Origin of the sequence: Streptomyces sp. NPDC048172 (genome assembly GCF_043202595.1) — a bacterium.
Taxonomy (GTDB): Bacteria; Actinomycetota; Actinomycetes; order Streptomycetales; family Streptomycetaceae; genus Streptomyces.
In genome coordinates this window covers 96158-121418 of the sequence record NZ_JBIDAT010000003.1, presented here as the reverse complement: position 1 = coordinate 121418, position 25261 = coordinate 96158, and the positions used below count along the sequence as shown (strand labels likewise).

The 25261-nt window shown below is 73.8% G+C and carries 21 protein-coding genes; 11 read left to right on the top strand and 10 right to left on the bottom strand.

Annotation, left to right across the window (positions count from 1 at the left end; all coding sequences use genetic code 11):
- Window positions 1-106 precede the first annotated feature (106 nt).
- The 3 genes from ACGF3A_RS14085 to ACGF3A_RS14075 all read left to right on the top strand — a co-directional run bounded on the left by ACGF3A_RS14085 (window position 107) and on the right by ACGF3A_RS14075 (window position 2500).
- A complete protein-coding gene (locus ACGF3A_RS14085) occupies window positions 107-811 on the top strand; it encodes a nucleotidyltransferase domain-containing protein (RefSeq protein ID WP_393729337.1) in 705 nt (234 codons plus the stop codon).
- A 109-nt stretch (window positions 812-920) separates the two neighbouring features.
- Window positions 921-1415 (top strand): DUF3574 domain-containing protein, encoded by a 495-nt coding sequence (locus ACGF3A_RS14080; protein ID WP_393729335.1) that lies wholly within the window; start codon window positions 921-923, stop codon window positions 1413-1415.
- Window positions 1416-1555: 140 nt separating this feature from the next.
- A complete protein-coding gene (locus tag ACGF3A_RS14075) occupies window positions 1556-2500 on the top strand; it encodes a glycosyl hydrolase family 18 protein (RefSeq protein WP_393729333.1) in 945 nt (314 codons plus the stop codon).
- 104 nt (window positions 2501-2604) lie between these two features.
- Here the strand turns inward: ACGF3A_RS14075 and ACGF3A_RS14070 are convergent, their stop codons facing one another.
- Complete coding sequence (locus ACGF3A_RS14070; RefSeq protein ID WP_393729331.1) at window positions 2605-3402, bottom strand: polysaccharide deacetylase family protein; 798 nt, start codon at window positions 3400-3402, stop codon at window positions 2605-2607.
- Between the two features lie 177 nt (window positions 3403-3579).
- Here ACGF3A_RS14070 and ACGF3A_RS14065 point away from each other — a divergent pair, with 177 nt between their 5' ends.
- Window positions 3580-4458, top strand: a complete 879-nt coding sequence (locus ACGF3A_RS14065; RefSeq protein WP_393729329.1) for a phosphotransferase enzyme family protein — start codon at window positions 3580-3582, stop codon at window positions 4456-4458.
- A 43-nt stretch (window positions 4459-4501) separates the two neighbouring features.
- Here the strand turns inward: ACGF3A_RS14065 and ACGF3A_RS14060 are convergent, their stop codons facing one another.
- From ACGF3A_RS14060 to ACGF3A_RS14050, 3 genes are read right to left on the bottom strand one after another with little or no spacing between them, the layout of a single operon-like run.
- The gene (locus ACGF3A_RS14060; RefSeq protein ID WP_393729327.1) at window positions 4502-5983 is read right to left on the bottom strand and encodes an FGGY-family carbohydrate kinase; all 1482 of its coding nucleotides are present in this window, start codon (window positions 5981-5983) and stop codon (window positions 4502-4504) included.
- A 10-nt stretch (window positions 5984-5993) separates the two neighbouring features.
- Entirely contained in the window at window positions 5994-6845 is an 852-nt protein-coding gene (locus ACGF3A_RS14055) for a DeoR/GlpR family DNA-binding transcription regulator (protein WP_393729325.1), read from the bottom strand.
- Window positions 6842-7465 carry a histidine phosphatase family protein gene (locus tag ACGF3A_RS14050; protein WP_393729323.1) on the bottom strand — a complete coding sequence of 208 codons (624 nt, stop codon included), beginning with the start codon at window positions 7463-7465 and terminating at the stop codon, window positions 6842-6844. The genes ACGF3A_RS14055 and ACGF3A_RS14050 overlap by 4 nt, the downstream gene beginning before the upstream one ends.
- 86 nt (window positions 7466-7551) lie before the next feature.
- Between ACGF3A_RS14050 and ACGF3A_RS14045 the strand changes: the two genes are divergently transcribed.
- From ACGF3A_RS14045 to ACGF3A_RS14025, 5 genes are all read left to right on the top strand, one after another.
- A complete protein-coding gene (locus tag ACGF3A_RS14045; protein ID WP_393729321.1) occupies window positions 7552-9006 on the top strand; it encodes an FGGY family carbohydrate kinase in 1455 nt (484 codons plus the stop codon).
- Window positions 9007-9095: 89 nt separating this feature from the next.
- On the top strand, window positions 9096-9881 hold the full coding sequence (locus ACGF3A_RS14040; protein WP_393729319.1) for a hypothetical protein: 786 nt from the start codon (window positions 9096-9098) through the stop codon (window positions 9879-9881).
- Window positions 9882-9973: 92 nt separating this feature from the next.
- Window positions 9974-11167, top strand: a complete 1194-nt coding sequence (locus ACGF3A_RS14035) for an NAD(P)/FAD-dependent oxidoreductase (protein WP_393729317.1) — start codon at window positions 9974-9976, stop codon at window positions 11165-11167.
- A 34-nt stretch (window positions 11168-11201) separates the two neighbouring features.
- Entirely contained in the window at window positions 11202-12338 is a 1137-nt protein-coding gene (locus tag ACGF3A_RS14030; protein WP_393729315.1) for an FAD-dependent oxidoreductase, read from the top strand.
- A 49-nt stretch (window positions 12339-12387) separates the two neighbouring features.
- A complete protein-coding gene (locus ACGF3A_RS14025; RefSeq protein ID WP_393729314.1) occupies window positions 12388-12915 on the top strand; it encodes a DinB family protein in 528 nt (175 codons plus the stop codon).
- A 13-nt stretch (window positions 12916-12928) separates the two neighbouring features.
- On the opposite strand, the gene ACGF3A_RS14020 is transcribed toward ACGF3A_RS14025, so the two are convergent.
- From ACGF3A_RS14020 to ACGF3A_RS13995, 6 genes are all read right to left on the bottom strand, one after another.
- Window positions 12929-13951 carry a zinc-binding dehydrogenase gene (locus ACGF3A_RS14020; RefSeq protein ID WP_393729312.1) on the bottom strand — a complete coding sequence of 341 codons (1023 nt, stop codon included), beginning with the start codon at window positions 13949-13951 and terminating at the stop codon, window positions 12929-12931.
- Window positions 13952-14069: 118 nt separating this feature from the next.
- Window positions 14070-17147, bottom strand: coding sequence for an alpha-mannosidase (locus tag ACGF3A_RS14015; RefSeq protein WP_393729310.1), 3078 nt, complete (start codon window positions 17145-17147; stop codon window positions 14070-14072).
- Window positions 17140-18363 (bottom strand): glycosyl hydrolase, encoded by a 1224-nt coding sequence (locus tag ACGF3A_RS14010; RefSeq protein WP_393729308.1) that lies wholly within the window; start codon window positions 18361-18363, stop codon window positions 17140-17142. The genes ACGF3A_RS14015 and ACGF3A_RS14010 overlap by 8 nt, the downstream gene beginning before the upstream one ends.
- A 233-nt stretch (window positions 18364-18596) precedes the next feature.
- Window positions 18597-19427, bottom strand: coding sequence for a carbohydrate ABC transporter permease (locus tag ACGF3A_RS14005; protein WP_393729306.1), 831 nt, complete (start codon window positions 19425-19427; stop codon window positions 18597-18599).
- Window positions 19424-20281: a carbohydrate ABC transporter permease gene (locus ACGF3A_RS14000; protein ID WP_393730668.1), complete on the bottom strand. Its 858-nt coding sequence runs from the start codon at window positions 20279-20281 to the stop codon at window positions 19424-19426. Before ACGF3A_RS14000 ends, ACGF3A_RS14005 begins: the two co-directional genes overlap by 4 nt.
- Before the next feature lie 141 nt (window positions 20282-20422).
- On the bottom strand, window positions 20423-21736 hold the full coding sequence (locus tag ACGF3A_RS13995) for an ABC transporter substrate-binding protein (protein ID WP_393729304.1): 1314 nt from the start codon (window positions 21734-21736) through the stop codon (window positions 20423-20425).
- Window positions 21737-21897: 161 nt separating this feature from the next.
- On the opposite strand from ACGF3A_RS13995, the gene ACGF3A_RS13990 reads away from it, so the two are divergent.
- Window positions 21898-23655, top strand: a complete 1758-nt coding sequence (locus tag ACGF3A_RS13990; RefSeq protein WP_393729302.1) for a family 20 glycosylhydrolase — start codon at window positions 21898-21900, stop codon at window positions 23653-23655.
- On the top strand, window positions 23652-25217 hold the full coding sequence (locus ACGF3A_RS13985; protein WP_393729300.1) for a family 20 glycosylhydrolase: 1566 nt from the start codon (window positions 23652-23654) through the stop codon (window positions 25215-25217). The genes ACGF3A_RS13990 and ACGF3A_RS13985 overlap by 4 nt, the downstream gene beginning before the upstream one ends.
- Window positions 25218-25261 lie beyond the last annotated feature (44 nt).

The window sequence follows — 25261 nt, the reverse complement described above, 5'->3', positions numbered from 1 at the left end:
TCCCGCGCCCCGCACGCGGTTTTCCGGGCACGGCTCCCGGGGCCCGTCTCCCGGCTTCCCGGCACCCCGGCTCCCCGCCGCGGACGCGGGCGACATGATGGTGGGCATGACACGACCGGAGCCCGTCGCCGCCGCCCGTGGACTCGCCCGCGACTCCTTCCCCGACGCGCTCACCGTGCTGGTGGGCGGCAGCGTGCTCACCGAGCGGCGCACCCCGGCGTCCGACCTGGACATGGTCGTGGTGACCGGGCCCCGCGCGAATCCCTGCCGCCGCTCGCTGCGCTGGGCCGGCTGGCCGGTGGAGGTGCTCCTCCACGACGAGGGGACGCTGGCCGCGTACTGCGAGGACAACCTCGCCCGCCGCTGGCCCGGCATCCCCCGGCTCATCGCCGAGGGGACGGTCGTGAGCGACCCCGGCGGGCTGGGCGCGCGGCTCCAGGACGAGATGCGCCGCCGCCTCGCCGAGGGCCCGGCGGCGGCGAGCCCGGCCGAACTGGAGGCCCACCGGTACGAGCTCACCGACCTCCTCGACGATCTGCGCGGCGCCGACGACCCGGCCGAGACCGCCTTCATCGCGTGCCGGGTACTGCCCAAGAGCGCCCAGCTCGCCCTGCTGGCCGGGCGGCACTGGCAGGGCAGCGGCAAGTGGCTGCTGCGCGAACTGCGCGACCACGACCCGCGGCTGGCCGACCGGCTCGCCGGTTCGCTCCACGCCCCCGACCGGCTCGCCGCCGTGGCCCGCGAGGTGCTGGACGCCGCGGGCGGCCCCCTGCACGACGGCTATCGGGTCACCGATCCGCGTCGCCCCTGACGGGGCCCGTCACCCGATGGGGTGCGCTCAACGGGCGTACGGCTGGGCATGCTTCGGCTCGCCCGTACGCGGATCGGCGCGTGCGGGGCGCCGATGAAGGGATGTCACCGTGCCGGACACGAAGAAGCCGAGGAAGCCCTGGGGCGGGACCCGGCTGCGGGTCGCCGTCGCCGCCTCCGTCCTCGCCCTGTCGGTCTCCGCACCCGCCGCGTACGCGGCGCTGGACGAGGGGGCGCCGTCCTCCGCACCGCCGAAGACGGTCGCGGAGCGGGGCAAGGCGTACGTCGAGACGCGGCTGTACTTCGGGACCGCCGACCCCGACGGCGGACCGGCCGTCACCGACAGGCAGTTCCGCGCGTTCGTCGACAAGCACGTGACGCCCCGCTTCCCGGAGGGCCTGACGATCCAGAACGGGCGCGGGCAGTGGAAGGACAAGCAGGGGACGATCGAGCGGGAACGTTCGTACGAGCTGACCGTGATGTATCCGGAATCCGAGGCTCCCACGCACGACGGGGACATTCAGCGGATCCGCTCCGCGTACAAACGCCTCTTCAACCAGGAGTCCGTGCTCCGCGCGGACGACACCGCACGGGTCGGGTTCTGAGCCCTCCAACTAATCCGATTTAGTTCACGCTTCGGTCTAGCCTTCCCGCCGCCTCCGGCGCCAGAATCACGGCGGCTTCCGGACCCGATACGGAAGACCTGTCCCGGAGGACGAAGGAGAGGTGGCAGGAAGACGTGAGCATGAGAAGACGGAGCGTCCTTCTCGCGGGAGCGGCCCTGGCCGCCGCGCCGGCGACGGCGTGGGCGGCCGGGGCCGGGCGGCGTCCGGAGGGCCGGGCCGCGGCGGGCGGGCGCGTGGTCGTCTACTACCAGACGCAGTACGCCGACGGCACGTACGTGTCCCCGCTCGGCCTGACCGAGAACGCCACCGGCGTCACGGACGTGCTGGTCGCGGCCGTGCACCTGAACGACGTCAACGGCGAGCACGCGCCCGTGCACCTGAACGACGACCCGCCGGGCGCCGACAAGTACCAGCAGATGTGGGCCGACCTGAAGGCCATGCAGGGCAAGGGCGTACGCGTCCTGGGCATGATCGGCGGCGCGGCGCCGGGCAGCTTCACCCGGCTCGACACCGAATTCGACACGTACTATCCGCTCCTGCGGGATTTCGTCCGGGAATACGGCCTGAACGGCGTGGACCTCGACGTCGAAGAGGACATGTCGCTGCAGGGAATTGAGCGCGTCATCGACGCGCTGCGCAAGGACTTCGGCGCCGACTTCGTGATCACCCTCGCACCCGTGGGAACCGCGCTCAGCGGTGGCGGAAATCTTTCGGGATTCGACTACGAGGAGCTGTACCGGAACAAGGGCGGCGACATCGCCTGGTTCAACGCCCAGTTCTACAACGGCTGGGGAAGCATGGCGTCGACGGACAGCTTCGACAGCATCGTGAGCCGGGGCCTGATCCCGGCCGAGAAGATCGTCGCGGGCGTGCTGACCGATCCGGCCAACGGCGGCAGCGGATATGTCGACATGGACACCCTGAAGGCGACGGTCAAGAGCCTGCGGGCGAAGCACCCCGACTTCGGCGGGGTGGACGGCTGGGAGTACTTCAACTCCCAGCCCGGCGGCGCCTCGGCGCCCTGGAAGTGGGCCGCCGAGGTCTCGTCGGCGATGGCGGGCTGAGCCGAACCGGGCCCCGTCCGCGCCGCACGGACCGGGTGGAGTCCCCGGCCCCCACGCGGGGGCTCCACCCTCCCCGGACGGGTCCGTACGGGTCCCGTACAGGCTCAGGACTCCGGGAAGCCGAACCCGTAGCCCTGCTGCTTCAGCCAGGGGATGAGCCGGGTCAGCGCCGCGTACGACTCGGAGCGGTCGCCGCCCCCGTCATGGAGGAGCAGCACCGAACCCGGCTCGACCTGCTGCTGGGCGCGCCGCACGATCGCGTCCGTACCCGGAAGCTGCCAGTCGCCCGGGTCGGCGGTCCAGCCCAGCGGGCGCATGCCGTGCGCGGCGGCGATGCGGCGGCTGTCGGGCGTGAAGGCGCCGCCCGGCGCGCGGTAGTAGTGGACGCGGGCCCCGCCGGACGCCTTGTCGATCATCTTCTTCGCGTCGAGGATCTGGCTCTTCTGGTACGGGACGGGCTTGTGGTCCATCGCTGTGTCGTGGCTCACCGAGTGATCGCAGAGCCGGTGCCCCTCCGCGACGATCCGCTTGACCAGGGCGGGGTAGCGTTCGGCGTTGGGACCTATCAGACAGAAAGTGGCTTTGACGTGCTCGCTCTTGAGCAGATCCAGCACCTTGGGCGTCCACTCGGGGTGCGGGCCGTCGTCCAGCGTGAGGGCGAGGGTCTTGCCGCCCTGCGCGGTGCGGTGGGTCAGCGCGCGGCTGGTCGCGGGCGGCGGGGCGGGCTTCTCGCGGCGCTCGGCGCTGGACCGCGAGCGCTCGCCGCCGCGCTCCTCGGCGTGCGCGCCGCCGCGCACGCTCTGCTCCCAGCCGGGGTGGGCGGTGGACGCGACGGCTCCGGTGCCGTGTCCGATCAGCGCCGTCAACAGGCCGAGGACGAAGGTCCCCGCCGCGGCGGCCATGGCCACGCTCCCCTGCCGTCCCGGACGCCTTCCCCACCGCTTGCTCTGCACCGCTACCGCTCCTACCTGCCCGTTTTCCCCGTGCTTGTCGTTGATTCAGACTCGACGGGCGGAACGAGGGTTGCAGTAGGTAAATGAGACATACACCGCATTGGGAGTTGACGGAGCGTGGGTTCGATGAGCCGTAGCGAGGGCTTCACGGAGGAGCGGGCGCGCGCGGTGCTGGAGGCCGCCGACGGGACGGCCGCGGCGCGCCGCGCCGAGCTGCTGTCGCTCGGCGAGAACGCGGTCTTCGCGCGGGACGACGTCGTCGTGCGCGTCGGGCGCGACGCGGAGCTGCTGCCGCGTGCCCGGCGCGAGCTGGGCGTCGCGGAGTGGCTGGAGAAGGAGAACGTGCCCGCCGTGCGCGCCGCCGAGCCCGTGGCCCGGCTCGTCGAGGGGCACCCCGTCTCGTACTGGCGCCGCCTGCCCCCGTCCGTACGCCCCGCGACGCCGACGGACCTGGCCGCGCTGCTGCGCCGGGTGCACGCGCTCCCGGAGCCGCCGGTCGCGCTGCCGCGCCGGGAGCTGCTCTCGGGCGTCGAGCGCTGGCTGCGGCTCGCGGGCGACGCCGTGCGGGACGAGGACGCGGACTTCCTGCGCGAGCGGCGCGACGCGATCGAGGCCCGCCTGCCCACCCTCGTCCCGCACCTCCCGCCGGGCCCCGTGCACGGCGACGCGCTCCCCCGCAACGTGCACGTCGGCCCGGACGGCCCCCTGCTGCTCGACCTGGAGACCTTCTCCTCCGACCTGCGCGAGCACGACCTCGTCGTCATGGTCCTCAGCCACGACCGGTACGGCCTCGCCGACGACGCCTTCACCGGCTTCGTCGAGACCTACGGCTGGGACGTCCGCGAGTGGGACGGCTGCGCCACCCTCCGCGCCGCCCGCGAGACGGCCAGCTGCGCCTGGGTAAGCCAGCACGCCCCCGGCAACCCGGCCGCCCGCCGGGAGTTCGACCGCCGCGTGGCGTCCCTGCGGGAGGGCGCGGACGAGGTGCGCTGGTACCCCTTCTGACGCACGTCCTCTTCTGACGCGCGTCCTCTTCTGACGCGCGTCCTCAGTCCGCGAGCCAGCCCTCCTCCCGGAGCGCCTCCGTGAAGCGGGTGTAGGAGGCGTCCAGTTCGGGGGTCTCCTTCTCCTCGGGCTCGATCAGCTCGCCCCGCGCGGTCATCGCGGTCGCGGCCTCGGTGAGGGTGGGGTGGAGGGTGCCGGTGGCGGCGAGGAGGGCGGCGCCGAAGGCGGTCTCGGCGTGGGGGGCGACGCGCAGCGGCATGCCGAGGACCGTGGCGCGGATCCGGGTCCACAGGGGGCTGCGGCTGCCGCCGCCCGCCGCGTAGAGCGGGGCCTCCACGGGGACGCCGAGGGCGCGGACGCGGTCGAGGGCGAGGCGTTCCAGGAAGGCGACGCCCTCCAGCGCGGCGCGATGCGCGTCGGCCTCGTCCAGCGGTGTGCCGCGCGTGAAGCCGCGGGCCGCGCCGCTGACGAACGGGAAGCGTTCGCCCGCGCGGCGCAGCGGATAGCTGACGACGGAGGCGGGGCCGCGTGCCTCCGCCGCCGCGTCGAGCGCGGGGAGGCGGTCGGTGGGGACGTCGCGCAGGGCCTCGCCGCCCGTGTTGGACGCGCCGCCGGGCAGCCACCAGCCGTCGGGGTGCCGGTGGCTGTAGAGCGCGCCGGAGGGGTCGGTGACCAGCTCGCGGGTGACGCCCTTGAGGACGTACGTGGTGCCGAGCACGCCCACGAACTGGCCGGGCGCGACGGCCCCGGTGGCGAGCTGGCCCGCGCAGCCGTCCGTCATGCCGAGCCGCACCGAGCAGCCCTCGGGCAGTCCGGTCTCGCGCGCGGCGGCGGCGCCCACGGTCCCGGCGCGGGTGCCCGGCGCGGCGACCTCGGGCAGCCAGTCGTGCGGGATGCCGAGCGCGTCGAGGACCTCGGCGGGCCATTCGCCCGCGCGCGGGTCGTACCCGGTCTTGAGGGTGTGGCTCCAGTCGGCGGGGACGGGCCCGCCGGTCAGGGCCTGGGCGAGGAGGTCGGGGGTGTGCAGGACGCGCGCGCCGGGCGGCGCGTCGGCGTGCCGCGCGTACCAGGCGACGCGCCCGAGCGCGGCCGTCGGGCCGACGCTCAGGCCGAGCGCGGCCCAGCGCGGGGCGCCCGCCTCCTGGGCGCGGGCGTTGAGGTCGGCGGCGCGCCGGTCGTCGTACATCAGGGCCGGGCCGAGCGGCGCGCCGTCGCGGTCGGCGAGGACGAGCGTGCCGGAGGTGGCGGAGACGGCGACGGCGACGACCTCGCGGCCGCCGCGCGGGAGCGCCCCGGTGGCCTGGCGCAGCGCGCGTACGGCCGCGGGCCACCAGCTCCGGGCGTCCTGCTCGCTGCGGCCGTCGTCGGTACGGACGGGCTGGGGCAGCGGGGCCCTGCCCTCGGCGCGCGTACGGCCGTGGGCGTCGACGCAGAGGACGCGGACGGCGGCGGTGGCCACGTCGATTCCGGCGACGACGTCCGCCGCGCCGGAACCGGCCTCTGACACATCGCGTGTGAAGTTCACAGAATTCACGTTAGTTCCCTGCTTCCGTGACCGGCTCCGTGACCGGCTCCGTGGCCGTCTCCGCGACCCGGACGTCGGTCTGCTCCCGCAGCTCGGCCAGCAGCCGGGGCTCCACGCCCGCGTCGAGCACGACATGGTCGAAGTCGGTGACGGGGCAGAGCCGGTGGAGCGCCGTGCGCGCCAGCTTGGAGTGGTCCATCAGCAGCGCCGTCCGCGTCCCGGAGCGCAGCATCGCGCGCTTGACCAGCACCACGTCCTGCTCCTGGTGGAAGGTCATCCGCGCGTTCATCGCGGAGGTGCTGACGAGCACCAGGTCGACGGAGAGCGCCTCGATCGCCTCCACGCAGGGCATGCCGAGGAACGAGTCGTGGGTGCGCGAGTACTCGCCGCCGAGCCCGATCAGCCGGACGTCCTCGCGGTCGGTGAAGACGTCGATGACCCGGCGCGCGTTGGTCAGCACCGTCAGCGGCGCCGTCCCGGGCTCCGGCAGCAGCCGGGCGAGCGCGAGGGCCGTCGTGGAATCGTCCAGCATCACGGACATGCCGGGCTCGATCAGCTCGGCGGCAGCGCGCGCGACGGCCTCCTTCTCGGCGACGTGCACGCCGAGCCGGTAGTCGAGGTTGCTCTCGAAGACGCTGGAGGGCTGGGCGGAGACCCCGCCGCGGAAGCGGCGCAGCACGCCGCGCCTGGCCAGCTCGTCCAGGTCGCGGTGGACGGTCATCACGCTGACGCCCGTCTTCCCCGCGAGCCAGGTGACGGTGACCGTGCCGTGCTCCAGGACCCGTTCGGCGATGTACTGCCTGCGGCTCTCCTGCGAGCGGGCCCCCGAGCCCGGGCCCTTCTCCGCCTCGGTCCGTGTCATGCCGCCTCCCCCGTCGGTACGTTCAGCGCGCGCAGCGCCGTGCGGGCGCCGTCGATCTCGATCTCCGTCACCGCCGCGTTGTCGAGCCGGGGCAGCACCAGCCGGTAGCGGCCGAGGGGGATGCCCAGCAGGGAGCAGAGCGCGATGCGGAACGCCGTGTTGTGCGCGACGACCAGCGCCGTGCGGCCCGCGTGGGCGCCCGCCAGCTCGCGCAGCGCGCCCGTGACGCGCGCGGCGACGGCGGCGGGCGGCTCCGAGCCGGGGAACGCGCCGCGCTCCGCGTCCTGCCGGAAGGCCCGTACGGCCGCCGGGTCCTCGGCCTCCATCTCGGCGATGGTGCGGCCCTCGCCCCAGCCGAAGTCCACCTCGCGCAGCCCCTCGTGGACGCTCGGCGTCAGGCCCAGCGCCTCGGCGGCGGGCCGCACGGTGCGCCGGGCGCGCTCCATCGGCGAGCAGGCCAGCGCCTCGATCCCGCCGCGCTTCGCGGCCCACGCGCCGAGCGCGTCCGCCTGCCGCACCCCGGCCTCGGTGAGCGCCACGTCGGAGCTGCCCGCGTACCGGTTCTCGGCGTGCCACACCGTCTCACCGTGGCGGACGAGCAGGAGCCGGGCGGCTGTCATAGGTTCTCCCGTTGCTTCTTCACGTAAAGGGCTATAAATATAACAGCGAACGTGTTCAGAGAGGAGTGCGTTCGGAGAGGAGCGTCATGAGTCCGTGGGCAGCGTCGTCGCCGGTCATCGGTGTCGATGTCGGTACGTCCGTCACCAAGGCCGTCGCCTTCGACCGGGACGGACGGGCGCTGCACTCCGCGGCACGCCCCTCCGCACTGCTGCGGCAGCCCGGCGGCGTCGTCGAGCAGGACCTGGAGAAGGTGCTGGAGAGCGTCGCCGAGGTGGTGCGCGAGGTCGCCGCCGCGCTCGACGGGCCGCCCTCGGCGCTCGCGCTCACCGGGCAGGGCGACGGGCTGTGGCTGCGCGACGCCGACGGCCGCCCGGTGCGGAACGCGATCTCGTGGATGGACGGCCGCGCGGCGCCCCTCGTGACCCGCTGGCTGGCGGACGGGACGGTGCGCGCGGTGTACGAGCACACCGGGTCCGGCATGTTCCCCGGCTGCCAGGCGCCGCTGCTCGCCTGGCTGCGCGCCCACGAGCCGGAGTCCCTGGAGCGCGCGGCCGTCGCCGGATACTGCGTGGACGCCGTCGCGCAGCGCCTCACCGGCACGGTCAGCCTCGACGCCTCCGACGCCACGCTCCCCTTCCTCGACCCGCGCACCCGGACGTACGCGACGAAGGCGCTCGACGCGTGCGGCGTCGCCGACGCCGCGCACCTGCTGCCCGAGCCCGCCGCGCCCGGCACCGTGCTGAGCCTCGACGCGCACGGCGCCGCGCTCCTCGGGCTGCCCGCCGGACTGCCGGTCACCTCGGGCCCGTTCGACCTGCCCGCCTCCGCGCTCGGCAGCGGCGTGCGGGAGATCGGCGACGGGCTGCTGATCGTCGGCACCACGCTCGCCTGCCAGGTGCTCACCGACCGGGCCGAGCCAGGGGCCGGGACCGAACCGGCCGGGATGTGGCTGTGCACGCCCGACCCGGAGCGCTGGCTGCGCGCGATGCCCGCGATGGTCGGCACGGCGGGCATCGACTGGACCCTCGCCACCGTCGGCGCCACCACGGCCGACCTGGAACCGCTGCTGGCCGCGAGCCCGCCCGGCGCGCACGGCGTACGGGCGCTGCCGTTCCTCTCCGAGGCGGGCGAGCGCGCCCCGTTCGTCGCGCCGGACGCGCGCGCCCGGTTCGACGGGCTGCACCTGGGGCACCGGCGCGCCGACCTCGTACGGGCGATGTGCGAGGCCGTCGGCTACGCGGCCCGGCACTGCCTGGAGGCCGCCGGGCTCTCCGCCTCGCTCGCGGCCTGCGGCGGCGGCACCCGCTCCGCGACGTGGCTGCGCGCCTTCGCCGACATCCTGGGCCGCCCGGTGCGGGTGCCCGAGGAGACCGAGGTCGGCGCGAAGGGCGCGGCGCTCGTGGCCCGCGCGTCTCTCGGCGACCCGGTGGACGAGGAGCGCTGGCACGGGGCGTACCGCGTCGTGGAGCCGGACCCGGAGCTGCGGGAGCTGTACGAGACGGGGTACGCGGCGTACCGCGCAGAGGTCGACCGGATGTGAGCCCCTGCGCCCCGTACCTCCAGGGGAGCAGTCGATGAGCCTCCGCGGGGACGACGACCGGGCGGTGGGCACTCGCGATGCTGGGCGGCATGCCGGATCCCGTGCTCGCCTCCTCCTCCGCCCCCGAGGCCACCGCCCGTAGAAGGCTCGTCGACGAACTCGCCCTGTGGACCGGCGCGTTCCTGATCCTGTCCGGACTGACGCACCTCGCCGTCTTCGCCGTCGACGGTGGGACGTGGGAGGGGCCCGTCTCCTGGCGGAAGCCCGTCACGTTCGGGGTGTCGTTCGGGGTCACGCTGCTCGCGGTCGCGTGGGTGACCGCGTACGTGCGGATGGGTACGCGGGTCCGGGCGGCGCTGCTGGGGCTCTTCGCCGCCGACTGCGTGCTGGAGGTCGGCGGCATCACGCTCCAGGCGTGGCGCGGGGTGCCCTCGCACCTCAACATGGAGACCGGCTTCGACTCGGCCGTCTCCATGACGCTCGCGGTGGGCGGCGGACTGCTCGTCGTCCTGCTGACGGCGTTCGCGGTGCTCTCCTTCCTCCGCGAGCCGTACGGCCCGGCCGGGATGCCGCTGGCGGTCCGCGCCGGGTTCGCGATCCTGCTCGTCGCGCTGGTCTCGGGCGCCGCGATGATCGCGCGCGGCGTGTACCTCACGCGCACAGGCCACCAGCTCGACGCCTACGCCTCGACGGCCCCGCTCAAGCCCCTGCACGGGGTGAGCCTCCACGCGGTCCTCGTCCTCCCCCTCCTCGCCTGGGTCCTCTCCCGCACCCGGTGGGACGCGGGGACATGCCGCCGGACCGTGGCGGCGGCGGTGGCGGCGTACGGCCTCGCCGTGCTGGCCGCCGGGGTCTGGGCGGCCGTGACCTGGTAGCCCGTTCCCGCCGCGTGTCACGAACGCGCCGCCCTCGTCCGTCGTACCGGCGAGGCGCCCCGACGGGGCCGGAGTGACGGGAGAGCGAGAACATGACGACGCGGCATGTGGTCGTGATCGGCGGCGGCTACGCGGGGCTCACGGCCGCGCTGCGGGTCAGCCGCAGCCACCGGGTGACCCTGATCGACGCCACGGGCACGTTCACCGAGCGGATCAGGCTGCACGAGCGGGTCGCCGGGCTCACCGGCCGCCCCGGAACCCCGGCGACCTCGGTGCCGCTGGCCGAACTGGTCGCCGGGCGGCCCATCACCACCGTCACCGCACGGGTGACCGCGCTCGCCCCCGGCCGGCGCACCGTCGGCACGCACGACGGGCGCGAGTTCACGTACGACAGCCTCGTCTACGCGCTCGGCAGCCGTACCGACACCTCCCGCGTGCCGGGCGCGAACGAGCACGCGTACACGCTGGAGCACGCCGCCGAGCTGAACGGGCGGCTGCTCGACGGGCGCGGCGTGGCCGTCGTCGGGGGCGGGCTGACGGGCGTCGAGGTCGCCGCCGAACTCGCCGAGGCCGGGGGCGGCGCCTCCCCGGTCACGCTGGTGACCGGCGGCGAGCCCGCGCCCGGACTGTCGGCGAAGGGGCGGGCGCACGTCACGGCGACGCTGGAGCGGCTCGGCGCGCGGGTGCGCGCGGGGACGCGCGTGACGGCCGTGCACGCGGGCGGGCTCTCCACGGACGCCGGGGAGATCGCGGCCGGTGCGGTGCTGTGGACGGCCTCGTTCGCGGTGCCGACGCTGGCCGCCGACGCCGGGCTCGCGGTGGACGGGCGGGGCCGTGCGCTGGTCGACGCGGCGCTGCGCTCGGTCTCCCACCCGGACGTGTACGTGGTGGGCGACGCGGCGCGGGTCGAGGTGCCCGGCGTCGGGGAGCTGCGGATGGCGTGCGCGACGGCGATGCCGGCCGGCGCGCACGCGGCGGGCGCGATGGAGGAGGCGGCGCGCGGCGCGGAGCCCACGCCGTTCCGCTTCCGCTTCCTGGGCCAGTGCGTGGGGCTGGGCCGCACCGACGGGGTGATCCAGCTGGTCCGCGCGGACGACTCCCCGTACGGCCCGGTCGTCACCGGCCGTGCGGCGGCCCGGTTCAACGAGTGGGTCAACCGCTATCCGCTCTTCTCGCTGCGCGGCGAGCGCCGCAGGCCCGGCTCGTACCGCTGGGCGAAGTCACGGGCGAGTGGCAGGACCGCGCCGGGGACGGCCGCTCCGGCGGACGCCCGCCCCGGTTCCTGAACGCCCTTTCCGTCCCCCTTCCCTGGAGCTGAGCATGACGCATCTCACCGTCGTCGGCGGCGGGTTCGCCGGGCTGACCGCCGCCCTCGCCGCCGCCGAGGCCGGAGCCGAGGTCACCCTCTACGAGGCGCACCGCGACCTCGGCGGCCGCGCCCGTACGTCCGACGGCCCGTACCGCACCAACGACGGCCCGCACGCCCTCTACAACGGCGGCGCGCACTGGCCCTGGCTGAAGCGGCGCGGGCTGCTGCGCCCGATGGCGCAGCTCCCGCCGCACGAGGGGCTGCGGATGCGCTACCGCCTCGGCGACGCCCTGCGCCGCACTCCCCCGCTGGGCCTGCTGCGGCTGGCGCGGCGCCGGTCGGCGCCGGTGGACGAACCGTTCCTGGACTGGGCGGCGCGCGAGGTCGGCGAGGAGAGCGCGCGGGCCGCGGCGCGCTTCGCGGCCGTCTCCACGTACCACCACGACCCGGGCGCGCTCTCCGCCGCGTTCACCCAGGAGCGGTTCCGGCGCTCCGCGAAGCTGCCGCCCGAGGCGCACTATCCGCGCGGCGGCTGGGGCGAGTTGATCGCGCGGATGGCCGGACGGGCGCGCGGCGCGGGCGTACGGATCGAGACCGGCGCGCGGATCGACGCGCTCGGCGATCTGCCGGACGGCGGGCCCGTGGTCGTCGCGACGACGCTGGACGCGGCGCGGCGGCTGCTCAAGGACGAGTCCCTGAGCTGGCCGAGCGGCCGTACGGCGCTGCTGGACCTCGCCCTGGAGCGGCGCGGGGGCGACGCGTTCGCCGTCTCGGACCTCGACGGGCCCGGCTGGGTCGAGCGGTTCACGGCGCAGGACCGCTCGCTGGCGCCGGACGGGATCTCGCTGATCCAGGCCCAGTTCCCCGTCACGCCCGAGGAGTCCCGGGACGACGCGCTGGAGCGCGGCTCCCGCCTGCTGGATCTGGGCTACCCGGGCTGGCGGGACCGTACGGTGCACAGCAGCAGGGCGATGGCGGCGCACCGTACGGGCGCGATCGACGTCGTGGGCACCTCGTGGCGCGACCGCCCCGCCGTGGACCGGGGCGGCGACGTGTATCTCGCCGGGGACCAGGTGGCGGCGCCGGGGGTGCTGAGCGAGGTGTCGTTCAGCAGCGCGCTGGAGGCGGTACGGCTGGCGCTGCGCTGAGCGGAAAAGTCGGTTGGTGCTCCGGTGCCGGGGCGGCCATCGTGGGCGCATGACATGGACAGCACCGAAAGTCGAGCGCACGGTGGGCCTGGCGGAGCTGGGCACGCTCTCCGAGAGGCAGTTGCTGGAGGGCTGGCTGACCTGGCACCGGGAGACGCTGCTGGCGAAGTGCGCGGGGCTGGACGGGGCCCAGCTGGCGCGGACGGCCGTGGAGCCCTCGAACCTCACCCTGCTCGGCCTGGTCCGGCACATGGCGGAGGTGGAGCGCTTCTGGTTCCGCCGGAGCCTCGCCGGTGAGGACGTCGGCGAGGTCTTCACGGCTCCGGGGGACGGCGACGAGGGCATCGAGGGGGTCGACGCGGCGCACGCGGAACGGGACTTCGCGCGGTACCGCGCGGAGACCGGCGCCTGCGACGCGGCGGCCGCGGCGCAGCCGCTCGACGCGGACTTCACCTCGGCCCACGACATCCGCCTCAGCCTGCGCTGGGTCTACGTGATGATGATCCAGGAGTACGCCCGCCACAACGGCCACGCGGACTTCCTGCGGGAGCGGACGGACGGCGCGACGGGCGACTGAACGGGGGCCAGGGTCAGGCCCCGCCGTCCGTGAAGTCGAGGAGGATCTTCGGCGGGCCGCTGCGGCCCTCCTCCAGCAGCGCGAAGGCGTCCGCGACCCGCTCGGCGGGGAACGTGCGGGCGATCAGCGGCTCGGCGTCCAGCACGTTGTCGCGGAAGAGGGCGACGGTGCGGTCGTAGTGGCTGATGCCGTGCTGGATGCCGAGGATGTCCACGCCCTGGAGCGAGAGGTCGCCCGGCATGAAGGAGACCGGCTCCTGCGCCACGCCGACCATGGCGATCCGCGCGCCGCGCTCCGCCAGGCGCAGCGCCGAGGTGAACGCCGGGGCGGCGCCCGAGGCTTCGACGATCAGCGAGTAGCCGTCCGTGGGGGCCTCGTCTGGTCGGTACGTGGCGTGGGCGCCGCAGCGGGAGGCGAGCGCGAGCCCGTCCGGGTCGATGCCGACGGCGTGTACCTCGGCGGCGTACCGGCGCGCGTACTGCACGGCGAGCAGGCCCATGGTGCCGGTGCCGATCACCGCGACGCGGTCGTCCACGCGCAGCGCGGCGCGCTCGAACGCCTCGACGACCGAGACGGCGGGCTCGATGAGCGCCCCCGCGTACCGCGGCAGCCCCTCGGGCAGCGGCGTGACGGCGTCCACGGGCATCCGTGCGTAGTCGGCGGCGCCGCCCTGGAGTCCGTAGAGCCCGGTCTCGCGCAGGGCCATGCACATCTGGGGGCGCCCGGCGTGGCAGCGGGCGCAGCGGTGGCAGGGCACCATCGTGCGGCCGACGACCAGGGTGCCGACGGGGACGGCCGCCGCCGAGTCCGCGTCGGCGTGCGCGACGACCTCGCCGTACCACTCGTGCCCGAAGACGTGCGGCAGCGTGAGGCTGCCGTCCTTCAGGAACGCCGAGGTGCCGTGCAGGATCTCCAGGTCGGTGCCGCAGATCCCGGCGTGCCGGACGCGGACGAGCAGCGTGCCCGGCTCGGGCGCGGGGACGGGGAGACTGGCGAGCTCTGTCCGTCCGACGCCGGTGATACGGGCCGCACGCATGGTCCCGCCTGGCCAGTTCCCCTGCATCGGTCGCCCTTCCCCTGCTCCGTGTGCCCGGGCCCGTATGCCCGTTCGACCTGTGATCATGGCATACGGGCATACGGGCACGCGCGTCCGGTCAGCCCTGGTCCGCCCGGCGCAACCGCAGCGTGACCAGGCGGAACGGGCGCAGCCCGAGGCGGACCCGCCCGTCGGGCCCGGCCGTGATCTCCGTGCCCTCCGGGGCGCCCTCCGCCAGCGGACGTTCGAGCAGGTCCACCGGGGTCACGGAGGCGACGGGGAAGCCGGGCGTGAGGGTGGCCGACGTCCGGCCGCCGTGCGCCTCGTGGAGCCGGACGATCACGTCGCCGCTGCCGTCGTCGGCGAGCTTGACGGCGGTGACGGTGACCGCGTCGCCGTCACCCTCGCCGTCGCCCTCGCCGCCCACCGCGACGAGTGGGGCGACGTCCGCGCCGCCGCCCCGTACGCGCCGTTCCGGCAGGTTGACGCGGATGCCCTCGCGGACCGCGTCGCCGATCCCGGCGCCGGGGACCAGCGCGTACCGGAAGCGGTGGACGCCCTGGTCGGTCTCCGGGTCGGGGAAGCGCGGGGCGCGCAGCAGGGAGAGCCGGACGGTGGTCGTGGTCGCGCCGGGGGCCGCGTCGCGGGTGACGTCGTGGCCGTACGTCGAGTCGTTGACGACGGCGACGCCCCAGCCGGGCTCGGCGAGGTGCACGAAGCGGTGCGCGCACGCCTCGAACTTGGCGGCCTCCCAGCTCGTGTTGGTGTGCGTGGGCCGGTGGAGGTGGCCGAACTGGGTCTCGGCGGCGTACCGCTCGGTGTGCAGGTCGAGCGGGAACGCGGCCTTGAGGAAGCGTTCGGTCTCGTGCCAGTCGACCTCCGTCTCCATGTCGAGCCGCCGCGCGCCGCGTTCCAGGGTGAGCGACTGGACGGCGCGCGAGGAGCCGAAGGAGCGCGTCACGCGGACGGTCACGCGCTCGCCCGTCTCCCCGGCGAGCGCGATCTCGTCGGCCTCGGTGAGGTCGGTGACGACGTTCCGGTAGAAGGCGTCGACGTCCCAGGCGTCCCACTGGTTGGGGAAGTCGGGGTGGATCTGGAGGAGGTTCGCGGCCTGCCCGGGGGCGAGGGTCTCGCGGTCCGCGACGAGGTCGTACGCGGAGACGACCAGGCCCCGGGCGTCGATCACGACCCGCAGCAGGCCGTTCGCCAGCTCGTGCCCGCCGTCCTCGCGCGCGGTGACGGTGACGGGCGCGGTACCGGCGGCGGACGGGGCCGCGGCGCCCAGCGCGGGGGCTCCGGCGCGGGCGTGGGGCGCGGAGTTGAAGACGAGCTCGTCCTGCCCCTCCCCCGCGAGCGCGCGCTGCGCGCCGCCGATGATCTCCTCCAGCTCGGCGGCGACCTCCGCGTACGTCCGCTCGGCCTCGCGGTGCACCCAGGCGATCGAGGAGCCGGGCAGGATGTCGTGGAACTGGTGGAGCAGGACCGTCTTCCAGAGCCGGTCGAGGCGCTCGTACGGGTACGGGAACCCGGCCCGTACGGCCGCCGTCGCCGCCCACAGCTCCGCCTCGTACAGCAGGTGCTCGGAGCGGCGGTTGCCCTGCTTCGTCTTCGCCTGGCTGGTGAGGGTCGCGCGGTGCAGCTCCAGGTAGAGCTCGCCCGCCCACACCGGGGCGTTCGGGTACTCCTCCTCGGCCGCGGCGAAGAAGTCGGCGGGCTTCTCCCAGGTGACCGTGGCCGCGCCCGCGAGGTCGCGCATCCGGCGGGCCTTGGCGAGCATCTCGCGAGTGGTGCCGCCCCCGCCGTCGCCGAAGCCGGTGGGCGCCAGCGAGCGGGTGGCGCGGCCCTTCTCCTTGAAGTTGCGGGCCGCGTGGGCGATCTCGCGGCCGAGCATGGAGCAGTTGTAGGTGTCGACGGGCGGGAAGTGGGTGAAGATCCGCGTGCCGTCGACGCCCTCCCACCAGAAGGTGTGGTGCGGGAAGGAGTTGGTGGTGGACCAGGAGATCTTCTGGGTGAGCAGCCAGCGGGTCCCGGCGGCCCTGATGATCTGCGGGAGCCCGGCGGCGAAGCCGAAGGTGTCGGGCAGCCACGCCTCGTCGTTCTCGACGCCGAACTCGTCGAGGAAGAACCGCTTGCCGTGCACGAACTGCCGCGCCATGGCCTCGGATCCGGGCATGTTCGTGTCGGACTCGACCCACATGCCGCCCGCCGGGACGAACCGGCCCTCGGCCACCGCCTTCTGGACCTTCGCGTAGACCTCGGGCCTGTGCTCCTTGATCCAGGCGTACTGCTGGGCCTGCGACATGGCGTAGACGAACTCGGGCTCGTCGTCGAGCAGCGCCGTCATGTTCGCGGTCGTACGGGCGACCTTCCGTACGGTCTCGCGCAGCGGCCACAGCCACGCCGAGTCGATGTGCGCGTGGCCGACGGCGGAGAGGCGGTGCGCGTTCGGCTCGGCCGGGACGGCGAGCGCCGGGGCCAGCAGGGCGCGGGCCGCGGCGGCCGTGCCGCCGATGTCCTGGAGGTCGAGCGCGTCCAGGGCCGCGCCGACGGCGCGGAGGATCTCCCAGCGGCGGGCGCCCTCGACGGGCAGCTCCGGCATCAGCTCGCCGAGGACCTCCAGGTCCTGGACCAGCTCCCACACCTCGGTGTCGAGGACGGCGAGGTCCATCCGCTCCAGCCGGTACTGGGGCTCGCTCCCCGCGGTCTCCTTGTCACCCAACTGGGTCGGGAGGAAGGGGTGGTAGTCGAGGATGACGGGGTTGGACGCGGCCTCGATGTGCAGGGTGACCTCTTCGCAGCCCTGGGCGGGGGCGCCGATCCGTACCCACTGGTTGCGCGGGTTGAGGCCCTTCACCGGGGAGCCGTCGGGGCGGTAGACGAGGCCCTCGCACTGGAAGCCCGGCATGTTCTCGTCGAAGCCGAGGTCGAGCAGCGCCTCGACGGTCTTCCCCGCCCACGCCTCCGGCACGGTCCCCGTGACCCGGAACCAGCTCGTGCCCCACGGGGCGCCCCACCGGTCGCCGACGGACGCGGACCCGTACGGCGCCGCCAGGCCCTCCTCGACGGGCACGGGCTCGCCGGGCGCGTGCCAGACCTCGACGGCCAGCGGCATGGACTCGGGGTAGAGGGCGGGGCGGATCCGCTCGTCCAGGACGCGCTTGAGGCGGTCCTCCACGAGCTTGCGGTCGTCATGCATGGGGCACCTCGCTGGGGTGGACGGTCTCGGTGATGCCGCGGGCGGCCAAGTGTTCATGGTCCTCGGCCCGGGAGGCGAGGACGGTGGTGGGGCGTACGCCGTCGGCGGCGAGCGCGGCCCACGCCTCGAAGACGGAGCCGCCGGGCGCGCAGTCGGCCCCGGACCCGTCGACGACCACGGCCGTCGTACGGGGCGCGGGCCGGTGCTCCTTGTCGCGCCACGCGGCGGCGAGCCGGGCCAGTGCCTTCGCCGCGGGCTTGGGCTCGCGGGCCGTGGTGAGCAGCCCCAGGTCGTATTCGAGCGCGGGGAAGTCGGCCAGGGCGCGGTCCACGTCGTGCGAGCACCACCAGGTGACGCCCCACAGCTCGGGGCAGTCGAGCGCCGCGACGACGGTCGCCTCGGTGAACGCGGCGGCGTCCGCCGCCGGGATGTGCGGCGCGGGCGCGCCGACCTCCTGCAGCCAGACGGGCCGCGCCGGGTCGGTGGCCCACGCCTTGGACAGCTCGATCATGTAGGCGGCGTGCTGCTCGGTGGCGGTGCCGGTCGGGCCGTGGCGCTGCGCGGTGCCGTTGAACACCCAGGAGTGCACGGCGGTCGCCGCACCGAGCGTCGCGGCCTGCGCGGGGGTGAAGGGGTGCCCGTCCTGGTACCAGGCGGCGTCGTACTCGGCGTGCAGATGCATCCGCCCCGGGGCGCCCTCCTCGCAGGCGTCGAGCATCCGGCGCAGCCAGGCGTCGATCTGGTCCTCGGTCGCCGGGTCGGGGTCGGGGTGCGGGGCGTACGAGAACTGGTTGATCTCGTTCCCGAGGGTCATCCCGAGGAAGTTCGGCCGGTCCTTGAGCGCGGCGGCGAGCGTCCGCAGATAGGCGGCCTGCCCCTCGATCACCTCCGGGTCGGTGAAGAGGTTGCGGCGGTGCCAGGTGGTGGTCCAGGAGGGCAGGAAGTCGAAGCTCGACAGATGGCCCTGGAGCCCGTCGACGTTGACGTCGAGGCCGCGTTCGCCCGCCGCGTCCACCAGCGCGACGAGCTGCTCGACGGCGCGCTCGCGGATGAGGGTGCGGTTGGGCTGGAAGACGGGCCACAGCGGGAAGACCCGCACATGGTCGAGCCCGAGCTCCGCGACCGAGTCGAGGTCGGCCTCGACCTCTCCGAGATCGAAGTCGAGCCAGTGGTGGAACCAGCCGTGGGTGGGCGTGTAGTTGACGCCGAAACGCATGCGCGGTCTTTCTTGTCGTCGGTGCGATTGCTTGTGCGCCGGAGCAGGGCGTACCCGGCATGGGGGGCTGCGCTTGCCAGCCCTGCGCCTTGCGCAGACCTCCCAAGCGCAGCACGGCGAAGCAGGGCTTGCCCCCTCAGGGGCGCGGGGAACTGCGCGACGAGCCACGGCGCAGCCGCAGTCTGCGACGCACCGCACGGGGCAGCCCCTGAGCAGTCCGACCGCCGGTCGGCTCATCCCTTGACGGCGCCTTCTCCGACCCCCCGGAAGAAATACCTCTGCAGACAGGCGAACATCACAATCAACGGCACGACGGCGATGATCGTCCCGGCCGCGATCAACCGCTGGTTGTTCGCGAACGTGCCGTGCAGGAAGTTCAGCCCGATGGTGAGGGTGTAGTTCGCGTCGTCCGTCAGGACGATGAGCGGCCAGAGGAAGTCGTCCCAGGCCCCCATGAAGGCGAAGATGGCGACAACGGCCAGGGTCCCCTTCACGGCGGGCAGCCCGATCCGGAAATACCGCTGCCAGACGTTGGCGCCGTCGACGACGGCGGCCTCCTCGATCTCCTCCGGAATGTTCCGGAACGCGTTGCGCATCAGCAGAACGTTGAGCGCGGCGACGGACCCCGGCAGCACGACCGCGGTCAACGTGTTCTGGAGGTCCAGCGCCCGCATCGTCGTCAGCTGCGCGATCATGATCGACTCGCCGGGCACCAGCATCGCCATCAGGAAGACCAGCGCGGCGTACTTACGGCCGCGGAACTTCAGCCGGGCGAGCGCGTATCCGGCCATGGAGGCGCCGACGACGTTGGCGAGGACGTTCGCGACGGCGACCTTCAGCGAGTTGAAGGCGTAGTCCCAGACGGGGATGATCTCGCCGACCTTCTTGTAGTTCTCGAACGTCGGGTGCTCGGGCAGCAGCTTGGGCGGGTCGCTGTAGACGTTCTCCGTGGCGCCCTTGAGCGAGGTGGAGAGCTGCCAGAGGAACGGGCCGACGCAGATCAGGAAGACGAGGATCAGCAGCAGATAGCGGACGGCGAGCCCGGCGCGCTTGCGGTTCCTCATTTCTTGTCCCTCCGTTCGGCCGCGAAGACGGCGAGGAGCAGCACCAGCGTGATCACGAAGAGCACGAGGGAGATCGCCGACGCGTAGCCGACGCGCCCGGAGAGCCCGGTGCCGACGCGCTGGACGAGCATCACGAGCGTGGTGTCCTCGCCCGCGGGGCCACCGTCCTGGCCCGCCATCAGGTAGACCTCGGAGAAGACGCGGAAGGCGGCGACCGAGGAGAGCGCGGCGACCAGCACCATCGTGTTGCGGACGCCGGGCACGGTGACCGACCAGAAGCGGCGGACGGGGCCCGCGCCGTCCACGTTCGCGGCCTCGTACAGCTCGCGGGGGACGTTGCCCAGCGCGGCCATGAAAATGATCATGTAGTAGCCGAGGCCCTTCCAGACCGTCACGATCATGGCGCTGAGCAGGATCAGCCACTGGTCGCTGAGGAACTTCACGGGCCCGATGCCGATCGTCTTGAACACGGCGTTGACCAGCCCGCGTTCGTCCAGCATCCACACCCAGATCAGCCCGACGACCACGACCGAGGCGACCACGGGCGTGTAGAAGGCCGAGCGGAAGAAGGCGATGCCGGGGATCTGCTTGTGCACGAGCAGCGCGAGCAGCAGCGGCAGGAGCACCATGCAGGGCACGACGGCGACCACGTACAGCGTGCTGTTGCGCAGGCCGATCCAGAACTGCTCGTCGTTCAGCATCTCCTGGAAGTTCTCCAGGCCGACGAAGGTGCCGGGGGTCAGCGTCCTGGCGTCGGTGAACGACTTCCAGACGGTCGCGAAGAAGGGGTAGAGGTTGAAGGCGAGGGTGACGGCGATGCCGGGGAGCAGGAACGCCCAGGGGCTGTGCGCCATGTGCGTACGGACGCGGCGTCCGCCGGACCGGCGGGACCCGGCGGGGGCCGGGCCCCGCCCGTGCTCCGCCCGGTCCGCCCGGTCCGCGGCGCCGTCCGCCGCCGTGGTGACTGCGGTCTTCATACGGCCGTGTGCCCCGCCTCAGAGCTGCTTGAGCAGCTTGTCGGACTCGGCGACCGCGTCGTCGAGGGCCTTCTTGGGGCTCTTCTTGCCGAGGAAGACCTTGGAGACCTCCTTCTGGAGGACGGTCTTCATGGGGTCGGTCATCACGGCCGGGGTGTAGTTCACCGCGTCCTTGACGAGCTTCGCCGAGGAGACGCGGACCCGGTCCTCGGGACTGCTGCCCTCCTTGGTCCAGTACGGCTTGTCCAGCGAGCCCTTGGTGCTGGGGAAGACGGCGACCTTACGGGCGAACGCCTCCTGGTTCCGCTGGTCGGTGACGAACTGCGCGAAGGCGACGGCCGCTGCCTTGTGCTCGCTCTGCTGGGCGACGCCGAGGCTCATCACGGACATGTTGGGGTGCCCGTTGTTGTTGGGCGCCTCGGTGATGCCTATGTTCTTGTACAGGTCGGGCTGGTTGTCCTTGAAGTTCTTCAGGTCGAGCGCGCCGCCCGGGTTCATGGCGACCTTCTCCTGCTCGAACTTCTGGCCCGCCTTCTCCGGGCTGGAGGACATGACCTGGCTGTCGAGCCCGCCCTTGTCGTAGAGCCGCTTGTACTTCTCCATGAACTCGACGCCCTTGGGCGAGTTGTACGTGAACTTCGTGCCCTCCTTGTTCATGAGGGGTACGCCGTAGCGGCCGAAGTCCTCGATGGTGGGCGTCGCGGCGAGCGCGGGGACCTTCTTCTTGGCCAGCTTCTCCCCGTCGGAGAAGAGCTGCGCGTAGTTCTCCGGGGGCTTCTCCGGATTCAGGCCCGCTTCCTTGAAGAGCCGCTTGTTGTAGAACATCGGGCCCGTGTTCAGGTACCAGGGATACGCGAAGACGCCGTCGAGCCCCGGCATTTCATTGCCCTTCCATGCCTCCGGCATGTACTTCTTCTCCGCCTTGGCAGCCGTCTCGTCCTCGCTGAGGTTCATGAGGACCCCGGCCTTGGCGAGCGGGTAGGCGAGGTCGGGCGAGACGTTCACGACGTCGGGCAGCTTCTCGGACGCGGCGTCGGCGCTGAGCGTCTCCGCGTACCCCTCGGCGGGCTTGTCGATCCAGCGCACCTTCGCGTCCGGGTGCTTCTTCTCGAACCGGTCGATCAGGTCGTTGAAGAAGTCCTTGTACTCGGCGCGCAGGTTCCACGTCTGGAAGGTGATGGAGCCCTCCACCTTGCCGCTCGCGTCGGCCGATCCACCGCCCCCGCCGCCCCCGCAGCCGGTGAGGACGGTCAGCGAGAGAGCGGCCCCGAGCGCTGTCACCGCGAGGGGAACCGGCCTTCTCCGGAACGTTCCTGACATGGGTACGGGCATGGGGCCGGCTCCTTCGCTCGGGTCACGACGAATCGCACTGTGCATCCAAGCGAGAGCCGTGTCAATAGAGTTCGAGGCGATTACTAACGCGGTTTAGCTGTCTCTAGCTAAACCGCGTTAGCTGTGCTTGGATCGGTCGCCGTACGTGGAGGTGTGCCGCTGTGACCGCTCTTCCCGATGACCCGCCGGGCCCTCCCGGCGGCCCGCTCCCCCTCGTCCCGTATCCCCTGTCGGCGCGGCGGAGTCCGGGGACGCTCCGCCTCCGGCGGCCCGGCGGTGTGCCCCGCGTGCGCCTCGGCATCGACCGTGGCGCCGAGCCCGAGGCCGCGCTGCTGCGGGCCGCGCTCGACGCGTGCGGGATCGGCACCGACGGGGCTGACGGGGCTGACGGGGCACCCGCCGACGCGCCGGAGGTGCTGCTGCGCTTCGGCCCGACGGCCCACGACGGGCCCGAGGCGTACCGGCTGGAGATCGGCGCCGCGCGCGTCGCCCTCACGTCCGGCACGCGCGAGGGCCTGGCGCGCGGCATCCAGACGCTCCGCCAACTGCTGCACGCCGCGCCCGGACTGCCGCACTGTCTGATCGACGACGCGCCGCGCTTCCCCTGGCGGGGCGTGCTGCTGGACGTGGCCCGGCACTTCCCGCCGAAGCCGTTCGTGCTGCGCATGATCGACCTGGCCGCGCTGCACCGGCTCAACACGGTCCACCTCCACCTCACCGACGACCAGGGCTGGCGGCTCCCCGTGCCAGGCCGACCCCGGCTCACCGAGGTCGGCGGGTGGCGCGAGGGCACGCTGACCGGGCACGCCACGCGCCCCCTCGGCTTCGACGCCACGCCGCACGGCGGAAGCTGGTCCCGGGCCGACCTCGCGGACATCGCCGCGTACGCCGCTGCGCGGCACATCACGCTCGTGCCCGAGGCCGGCATGCCGGGCCATGTGCAGGCCGCGCTCGCCGCGTACCCCTCGCTGGGCGTCACCGGACCGCACGGCGTGGCGTGCGGCTGGGGCGTCTCCCCGCACGTCCTGGCCCCGACCGAGGAGGCCCTGGGCTTCGCGCGCGACGTCCTGGACGCGGTGCTCGACGCCTTCGACGGGCCCGTGATCCATCTCGGGGGCGACGAGTGCCCCCGTACGGAGTGGCGCGCCGACCCCGCCGTGCACGCCCGGGCCCGCGCGCTGGGGCTCCCGTCGCCGGACGCCGTCCAGAGCTGGTTCCACGCCCGCCTCGCGGAGCACGTACGCGCGGCGGGACGGCGTGTCGCGGGGTGGGACGAGATGCTGGAGGCCGGTGCCGGTGCCAGTGCCGGTCCAGGTGCCGGTGCCGGTGACACGCCGCATGACGCGCCGCGGGACGCGATCGTGATGGCGTGGCGGGACTGGATCAGGCCCGGGGTGGCGGGCGCGGCGCTCGCCGCCGGGCACGACGTGGTGCAGTGCCCCGCCGGGTTCACCTACCTCGACCACTACCAGTCGGACGGTCCCGAGGAGCCGCTCGCCCAGGACGGGCATCTGCCGCTGGAGAAGGCGGCCGCGTTCGACCCGCTCGCCGTCGGCATCCCCGACGGCACGCTGGAAGCCCCGGGCGCGGGGCGGGTCCTGGGGGTCCAGGCGCAGCTCTGGTCCGAGTACCTGCCGACGCCGGAGGCGGTCGAGTACATGGCGTTCCCGCGCCTCGGAGCGCTCGCCGAGGCCGGGTGGTCGAGCGCGGAGCAGCGGGCCGCGCTGCCCTTCGCCGGGCGTGTCGCCCCGTACGCCGCGCTGCTCGACGCCTTCGGCGTCAACCACCGCCCCCTGGACGGTCCCCGCCCCTGGCAGCGCGGCGGCACGGGCCGCCGCGCGCGTCCGGCCGGGCCGCCGCCCGGGGACGACACGCCGCCGCCCACCCCGGACGACGTTCCGGTGCGAGGAGAGCCATGAGCCCGATGACACCGCCCTTCGTCGAGCCGCCCTTCGCGGAGCCGCCCTTCGTGCCCGCCGTGCGGGACGTCCAGGTCCGGAGCGGGGAGGGGTGGGCGCCGCGCGGCGGGACGCGGGTGGGCGTCCTCGGGCGGGACTTCGCGCGGCTGGAGGGGACCGCGCGCACCCTCGCCCGGGACCTGGAGCGCGTGGGGCACCTGCCCGGCCCGCCGCCCGTCGTGCCGCTCGGGTCCCGTGCGGAGGCGCGGCCCGGCGACGTGCTGCTCCGCCTCGACGGGGTGGCGGGGGCGCCGAGCGGCGAACAGGAGGCGTACCGCCTGGAGTTCGCCGAGCCGGTCGCCGTGCTCGCCGGGCACACCGAGCGCGCCGTGCACCAGGCGGGACGCACGCTGCTCCAGGCCCTGGCGACCACCGGGCGGTTCGGCGCGTACGAGGTCACCGACTGGCCCTCGTACGCGGTGCGGGGGCTGATGGTCGACGTCGGGCGCAAGCGGTTCAGCGTGCACTGGCTGGAACGGCTCGTCGAGAGGCTGTCCGCGCTCAAGCTCAACGAGCTGCATCTGCACCTCTCCGACTCGCTCGCGTTCCGCGTGGAGAGCGAGACCCATCCGGAGATCGTCGCGGAGGAGGCGTACACCCGGGCCGAGCTGTGCGGCCTCGCCGAGCTCGCGGCGCGGCACCACATCGCGCTGGTCCCCGAGTTCGACACGCCGGGCCACCTGCGCTCCGTCCTCGACCGGCACCCGGAACACCGGCTGCGGCTCGCCGACGGGAGCGTGCGCGGCGAGAACCTCGACTACTCGCTCCCGGCCGCCCGCGCGCTCGTCCACGACCTGCTGCACGAGTACGCGGAGCTGATGCCCGGGGAGCTCTTCCACCTCGGCGGCGACGAGTACTTCGGCTACTTCTGGGAGCCCGGCCACCGCGTCACGCCCGAACGGGCCCCGCAGCTCGTCCGCTTCGCGCGCGAGCGGGGCGGGGAGACGCTGCACGACGGCTTCGCCGCGTACGTCAACGAGCTGGCGGGCGTGCTGCGCGAGCACGGCAAACGGGCGCGGGTGTGGAACGACGAGATCCTGCCGACGGGCGGCGCCGTGCGCCTCGACGGCGACGTCCAGCTCGACACCTGGATCCGCTGGAACCACGAACAGCCCTCGGCGGCCGACTGTCTGCGCGCCGGGTACGACGTCGTCAACGGCCACGGCGACCACCTCTACTACGTCCTCGGCGAGGACCGTCCGCCGCGCGGCAAGAAGTCGGCGCCCGGCCTGTACGAGGCGTGGACGCCGCGCACCGTGATGGACGCGCCCGGCGAGGACGCCGAGCTGACCCCGGACGAGCGCGACGACCGGCCCGGCCGGCTGCTGGGCTCGCACCTCTCGATCTGGTGCGACACGCCGGACCTCGCGACCGAGGACGAGATCGCGGACGACACGGCGCCGTGGCTGCGCGCCTTCGCGGAACGGCTGTGGTCGGCACCCGGCCCGGAGCCGGACCACGCCGCCTTCGAACGCCGTTACGCGCTGCTCGCACCTGGCGGGGCGGCCAACGGGCGTACGTGACAAGGTCGTTCACGCGCGGACGTACAGCACGTACGCGACGTACG